Source organism: Delftia sp. ASV31 (assembly GCF_016428765.1).
In the GTDB taxonomy this organism is placed as follows: Bacteria; Pseudomonadota; Gammaproteobacteria; order Burkholderiales; family Burkholderiaceae_C; genus Comamonas; species Comamonas acidovorans.
In genome coordinates this window covers 22611-29398 of record NZ_JAELTK010000078.1, presented here as the reverse complement: position 1 = coordinate 29398, position 6788 = coordinate 22611, and the positions used below count along the sequence as shown (strand labels likewise).

The 6788-nt window shown below is 64.8% G+C and carries 8 protein-coding genes; all 8 read right to left on the bottom strand.

The features are described 5' to 3' along the window. On the bottom strand, positions 1–447 hold a 447-nt coding region (locus tag JHD82_RS22905), incomplete at its 3' end, for a FimV family protein (RefSeq protein ID WP_374191660.1). Between the two features lie 367 nt (positions 448–814). Then, entirely contained in the window at positions 815–1927 is a 1113-nt protein-coding gene (gene asd / locus JHD82_RS22900; RefSeq protein ID WP_012207038.1) for an aspartate-semialdehyde dehydrogenase, read from the bottom strand. Between the two features lie 99 nt (positions 1928–2026). Further along, complete coding sequence (locus JHD82_RS22895) at positions 2027–2287, bottom strand: hypothetical protein (RefSeq protein WP_199138949.1); 261 nt, start codon at positions 2285–2287, stop codon at positions 2027–2029. 30 nt (positions 2288–2317) lie between these two features. Continuing rightward, positions 2318–3388, bottom strand: a complete 1071-nt coding sequence (gene leuB, locus JHD82_RS22890) for a 3-isopropylmalate dehydrogenase (RefSeq protein WP_012207037.1) — start codon at positions 3386–3388, stop codon at positions 2318–2320. Between the two features lie 96 nt (positions 3389–3484). Continuing rightward, the gene (gene leuD / locus JHD82_RS22885) at positions 3485–4138 is read right to left on the bottom strand and encodes a 3-isopropylmalate dehydratase small subunit (RefSeq protein WP_197944077.1); all 654 of its coding nucleotides are present in this window, start codon (positions 4136–4138) and stop codon (positions 3485–3487) included. Positions 4139–4158: 20 nt separating this feature from the next. Further along, complete coding sequence (locus JHD82_RS22880) at positions 4159–4284, bottom strand: entericidin A/B family lipoprotein (RefSeq protein ID WP_012207035.1); 126 nt, start codon at positions 4282–4284, stop codon at positions 4159–4161. A gap of 31 nt (positions 4285–4315) precedes the next feature. Further along, on the bottom strand, positions 4316–5737 hold the full coding sequence (gene leuC, locus JHD82_RS22875) for a 3-isopropylmalate dehydratase large subunit (RefSeq protein WP_034396655.1): 1422 nt from the start codon (positions 5735–5737) through the stop codon (positions 4316–4318). Between the two features lie 63 nt (positions 5738–5800). Next, positions 5801–6745 (bottom strand): LysR substrate-binding domain-containing protein, encoded by a 945-nt coding sequence (locus JHD82_RS22870; protein WP_012207033.1) that lies wholly within the window; start codon positions 6743–6745, stop codon positions 5801–5803. Between the last annotated feature and the right edge of the window lie 43 nt (positions 6746–6788).

Below are 6788 nucleotides of genomic sequence, written 5' to 3'. Positions count from 1 at the left end.
GGCCTGGGCTGCAGCCGTCACGGCAGGCGGGAGCTTTTGCAGGTTGGGCGGATCCAGCAGCAGGGTGTAGTTGCGCTGCAGGTTGCCCGAGGCCCAACTGGCGTCGATCACCAGATCGACAAAGGGTTCGTTGACGGGCTGTGTGCTTGTGAGGCGCAGCACGGCCGAGCCATCCGCGCGGCGCTGCACGCTGACGCGCACCTGGCTGGCGGTGGCGTTGTACTCCATGCCCTGGGTGCGGAAGACGCCGGGAGAGGCCACGCCCACGCGCAAGCCTTCGGCTTCAGCGGCGGTGATCTGGGGGATTTCGACTTCGGCACGCAGGGGCTCGCCCAGGGCCGATTGCACGTTCACCCGGCCCAGAGCCAGCGCCCAGGCCTCGGAGGCGGGCAGTGCGACCGAGACGACGGCCGCAGTGGCCAGCACAGAGAGTTTCCAACGATGCATAAAGCGTCAAACCTGTGTGGATGCAATTGGGCAGGCACTATTGTTATTGTGGGAATGCCCGCGCTTGCACATGTAATTGAAATTTACCCGGGGATAGATGGCACGCCATCTACCAGGGTGCTTGGGTCGCATTGTCGGCCACGCTATAGGATCGCAAGCGTCTGGTTGCCGGTGAACGCCAATAGTTGTTGTCGAACGGCAACGAGGAGAAACACAATGTATCTTTGGTGATTGTAGGCAACCACCTACAGCCAATGGACAAGAGACCTGGGCATTGTGCCCAATTGCCCAGGGCTTAAAGCCGAAAAAAGCGCCATGTCCCGGCCCGGGACATGGCGCTTTTTGTGTTGGCTCAAGCCGGCGATGCTCAGGCGGCGAGCAGGATGCGCAGCATGCGGCGCAGCGGCTCGGCGGCGCCCCACAGCAGCTGGTCACCGATCACGAAGGCCGACAGGTACTCGGGGCCCATGTTCAGCTTGCGCACGCGGCCCACGCCGACTTCCAGGCCGCCGGTGATGGCGGCAGGGGTCAGTTCCTTGACGGTGATGGCGCGGTCGTTGGGAACCCACTTCACCCAGGGGTTGCCGGACTTGATGATGGCTTCCAACTCTTGCAGGGGCAGGTCCTTCTTGAGCTTGAGGGTCAGCGCCAGGCTGTGGCAGCGCATGGCACCGATGCGCACGCACAGGCCATCGACAGGGATGGTCTGCTCGGTGCCCAGGATCTTGTTGACCTCGGCCTGGCCCTTCCACTCTTCCTTGGACTGGCCGTTGTCCAGCTGCGCATCGATCCAGGGGATCAGGCCACCGGCCAGCGGCGCGCCGAAGAATTCGGTGGGCACGTCGGTGCGGATGGTCTGGGCCACCTTGCGGTCGATGTCCAGGATGGCGGATGCGGGCGTGGCCAGTTCGTCGGCCACGGCGGCGTGCACCACGCCCATGCCCTTGAGCAGTTCGCGCATGTGGTTGGCGCCGCCACCGGAGGCTGCCTGGTAGGTCATGGAGCTGACCCATTCCACGAGACCGGCCTTGAACAGGCCGCCCAGGCCCATCAGCAAGATGGAGTTGGTGCAGTTGCCGCCAATCCAGTTCTTGCCGCCCGCGGCGAGCTTGGACTGGATCAGCCCTTCATTGACGGGGTCGAGCACGATGACGGCATCGCCTTCCATGCGCAGCGACGAGGCGGCATCGATCCAGTGGCCGTTCCAGCCCGAGGCGCGCAGCTGGGGGAAGACTTCCTTGGTGTAGTCGCCGCCCTGGCAGGTGATGATGATGTCGCACTTGGACAGCTCTGCAATGTCGTTGGCATTGCGCAGCTCGGTGTGGGTCTTCGCCATGGCCGGGGCCTTGCCGCCGGCGTTGGAAGTGGAGAAGAACACGGGCTCGATCAGGTCGAAGTCGCCCTCTGCCTGCATGCGGTCCATCAGCACGGAGCCGACCATGCCGCGCCAGCCGACGAGGCCTACCAATTGCTTGCTCATTTTTGAAACGCCCTTTCAGTGTGAAAACAGTGCTTGATCAAGACTGTTGTCGCCCGGCTCGTCTAGGCCAGGTGAGGGCGCACGACGAACCGGGCTGGGTCAGCCTTTGATTGTCGTAATGGTTGTGGAGGTGATTGCGCGCGCAGCCACACCAGCCATGGCGGCGGGTGCAATGTTCAGCAGGAGGAACGGGCGGGCGGCAAACATAAGAGACGTCATTCTATCGAATACGCCAGGAAAGAAAATGTCTGTTTTGATGAATATCTTCGTCGAATCGGCGAAAGCCGAACGTCTATTTTGACGTTTTGCCATGTTGTGGCGAAGCAGGGCAGCACCTGCCCGCCACAGGGACAGCTGCAAGCCTGGAGAGGCTGGCGGCCGTCATGGACTTCAGGCCAGTGCGGCCACCACGGCATCGCCCATCTCGCGGGTGGAGACCTTGGTCGTGCCTTCGCTGTAGATGTCGGCCGTGCGCAGGCCCTGGGCCAGCACCTTTTGCACGGCGGCTTCGATGCGCTGGGCGGCGGCTTCCTGGTTCAGCGAGAAGCGCAGCATCATCGCGGCCGACAGGATGGTGGCCAGCGGATTGGCAATGCCCTTGCCAGCGATGTCGGGGGCCGAGCCGTGGCTGGGCTCGTACAGGCCCTGGCCCCTGGAGTTGAGCGATGCCGAGGGCAGCATGCCGATGGAGCCGGTCAACATGGAGGCTTCGTCGGACAGGATGTCGCCGAACATGTTGCCCGTGACCACCACGTCAAAGCGCTTGGGTTCCTTGACCAGCTGCATGGCGGCGTTGTCCACGTACATGTGATCCAGTTGCACATCGGGGTACTGCTGGCCCACTTCGGTGACCACGTCCTTCCAGAACTGGAATGTTTCCAGCACGTTGGCCTTGTCCACGCTGGTCACGCGCTTGCTGCGCTTTTGCGCGGCCTGGAAGGCGACATGGGCGATGCGCTCGATCTCGGGCTTGGAGTAGCGCATGGTGTCGAAGGCTTCCTCGGCACCGGGGAAGTGGCCGTCGGTGGCCACGCGGCGGCCGCGCGGCTGGCCGAAGTAGATGTCGCCGGTCAGCTCGCGGATGATGAGGATGTCCAGGCCCGCGACCAGCTCAGGCTTGAGGCTGGAGGCGTGGGTCAGTTCCGCATAGCAGATGGCCGGGCGGAAGTTGGCGAACAGGCCCATGTGCTTGCGCAGGCCCAGGATGGCCTGCTCGGGGCGCAGCGGGCGGTCCAGCGTGTCGTACTTCCAGTCGCCCACGGCGCCGAACAGCACGGCGTCGGACTCCATGGCCAGCTTCAGCGTGGATTCGGGCAACGGGTGGCCGGCAGCTTCGTAGGCAGCGCCGCCCACGGGGGCCGTCTGCATGTCGAAGTCCAGGCCCAGGGCGCCCAGCACCTTCACGGCTTCCGCAACGATTTCGGGGCCGATGCCATCACCGGGCAAGACTGCGATTTTCATGGTGTTCCTTTTGAGAGACTGTTCGGATGGTGGAAGGCCGCCGGCGGCTGGTTCAGCAACGCCTGCGGCCCATTGATGCGCGCAAGTGGAGATCGATCAGCGCTGCACCAGCGTGTGGGCCAGCCAGGGCTTGGTGGCCAGGCGCTCGGCCTCGTAGGCGCGGATCTTGTCGGCATGGCGCAGGGTCAGGCCGATATCGTCAAAGCCGTTGAGCAGGCAGAACTTGCGAAAGGCGATGACATCGAAAGGGATCTCCTCGCCCTGCGGGCGCACGATCACCTGGCGATCCAGATCGATGGTCAGTTCGTAGCCGGGGAAGGCCGCGATCTCGTTGAACAGCGTGTCGATCGTGGCCTCGGGCAGCACGATGGGCAGCAGGCCGTTCTTGAAGCAGTTGTTGAAGAAGATGTCTGCAAAGCTGGGCGCCAGGATGGCGCGAAAGCCGTACTGGTCCAGCGCCCAGGGCGCGTGCTCGCGGCTGGAGCCGCAGCCGAAGTTCTTGCGTGCGACCAGGATGGAGGCGCCCGCATAGCGCGGCTGATTGAGCACGAAGTCGGGGTTGGGCTTGCGCGAGGCCGGGTCCTGGCCGGGCTCGCCATGGTCCAGGTAGCGCCATTCGTCGAACAGGTTCACGCCGAAGCCGGTCTTCTTGATCGACTTGAGGAACTGCTTGGGAATGATGGCGTCGGTATCGACGTTTTCGCGGTCCATTGGGGCGACAAGGCCCTTGTGCACGGTGAATTGTTGCATGGCTGTATCGGATTCAGGGTTCAGCGGGCGGCGCGTTCGATGGCGCTGCCCGCGCTTTGCACGTCCTGGCCAATGCCCTTGACGGTATTGCAGGCGGCCAGGGTGAAGGCCAGGCCGATCAGGAGGATCGAGAAGGAGGGCTTCATGGTGTGCAGGCGGGGCAGTTGCGGGATCGGATCAGGAGAACCTGCGGATGTCCACGAAGTGGCCGTGGATGGCGGCGGCTGCAGCCATGGCGGGGCTCACCAGGTGGGTGCGTCCGCCCGCGCCCTGGCGGCCTTCGAAGTTGCGGTTGCTGGTGGAGGCGCAGCGCTCGCCGGGCTCCAGGCGGTCGGCATTCATGGCCAGGCACATGGAGCAGCCGGGCTCGCGCCATTCAAAGCCTGCCGCCTTGAAGATCTGGTCCAGGCCTTCGCGCTCGGCCTGTTCCTTGACCAGTCCGGAGCCGGGCACGACCATGGCCAGCTTGATGTTGCGCGCCACCTTCTGGCCCAGCTTCTTGACCACGGCGGCGGCCTCGCGCATGTCTTCGATGCGGCTGTTGGTGCACGAGCCGATGAAGACCTTGTCCACGAAGATGTCGTCGATCGCCTTGCCGGGCTCCAGCGCCATGTAGGTCAGCGCGCGTTCGATGGCGCCGCGCTTGCTGGCATCCTTTTCCTTGTCGGGGTCCGGCACGCGGGCATCCACGCCCAGCACCATCTCGGGCGAGGTGCCCCAGGTGACCTGAGGCACGATCTCGCTGGCCTGCAGCTCGACCACGCGGTCGAACTTCGCATCGGCATCGGAGTGCAGCGTCTTCCAGTAGGAGACGGCGGCATCCCATTCGGCGCCAGTGGGGGCAAGCGGGCGGCCCTTGACGTACTGGATGGTCTTGTCGTCCACGGCCACCAGGCCTGCGCGCGCGCCGCCTTCGATGGCCATGTTGCATACCGTCATGCGGCCTTCCATGCTCAGGTCACGGATGGCTTCGCCCGCGAACTCGATGGTGTAGCCCGTGCCGCCGGCCGTGCCGATCTTGCCGATGATGGCCAGCACGATGTCCTTGGCCGTGATGCCGGGGGCCGCCTTGCCGCTGACGTTGATCAGCATGTTCTTGGCCTTCTTGGCCAGCAGGGTCTGGGTGGCCATCACGTGCTCGACCTCGGACGTGCCGATGCCGTGGGCCAGTGCGCCGAAGGCGCCGTGCGTGGACGTGTGGCTGTCGCCGCAGACCACGGTCATGCCGGGCAGGGTGGCGCCCTGCTCGGGGCCCATGACGTGGACGATGCCCTGACCCTTGTCCATGAAGGGGAAGAAGGCCGCAGAGCCGAACTCGCCGATGTTGGTGTTCAGCGTGGTGATCTGTTCCTTGCTGATGGGGTCGGCAATGCCGTCATAGCCGCGCTCCCAGCCGTCGGTGGGGGTGTTGTGGTCGGCCGTGGCGACCACGGAGCTGATGCGCCACAGCTTGCGGCCGGCCATGCGCAGGCCTTCGAAGGCCTGGGGGCTGGTGACTTCGTGCACCAGGTGGCGGTCGATGTAGAGGACGGCGGTGCCGTCATCCTCGGTGTGGATGACGTGCTCGTCGAAGATCTTGTCGTAGAGGGTGCGTCCCATGGCGTTCTCGAATGGTTGGTGTCGTGGGGAAATTTTTGGGGGCATCCAGCGGCCAAGTGGCCTTCAGGATGCGCTGGCCGGCGGGCTCAGGTGCTCGACCAGCAGGCGGGCCGTGACGGGTAGCGCGTCGAAGTCACGCGCCACGATGCTCAGCTCGCGCCGAGCCCAGTCGTCGCTGAGCTCCAGTGCGCGCAGGTGGCCCACGCCGTGCATGAGCTCGAAGGCGCGGTCGGGGATCAGTCCCACGCCCAGGCCGTTGTCGATCATGCGGCACATGGCATCCAGGCTGGTGACCTGGATGCGCTGGTGCAGCGCATGCCCCGCCTGTGCGGCGGCCGCACGCATGGCCAGGCTGATGGAGGAGCCGGCCTGCAGGCTGACGATGTCCCATTCGAGCACATCGGCAAAGGCCACGCTGTCGCTGTGCGCCAGCGCGTGCTGCTCGGGCACCACGACGACCAGGCGATCCTCGCGGTAGGGGCGGTGCTGCAGTACGGGAGTGGCCTGGCCATTGCCCAGTGGCATGTACGCCATGGAGCAGATGCCGATGTCGGCCGTGCCTTCCTGTACGGCAGCCAGTACGGCGGGGCTGAGCTGCTCCTGCAGGTCGATCTTGACCTGGCCGTGCTTGCGCGCGAACACGCCCAGGTCTTCCGGCAGGAACTGCACGATGGCAGACATGTTGGCGTGGATGCGCACATGGCCGCGCACGCCATCGGCGTACTCGGACAGCTCGCCCTGCATGCGCTCCAGGCCGTACAGCACGTTGCGGGCATGGTGCAGCAGGCTTTCGCCGGCCGGCGTCAAGGTCACGCCACGGCTGTGTCGGTACAGCAGGGCTGTGTCCACCGTGGCTTCGAGATCGGACAGGCGCTTGCTCACCGCCGAGGCTGCAATGAACTCACGCTCGGCCGCGCGGCCGATGCTGCCAAGTTCGCAGACAGCCACGAACAGCTGCAGGGAGGTAAGGTCTATGCGCCGTGCAAAACTGCGCTCTGAATTCTTCATGTGGTGGGGTTCAGGCTTCTCATTAGGAGAAGTTGGATGGATT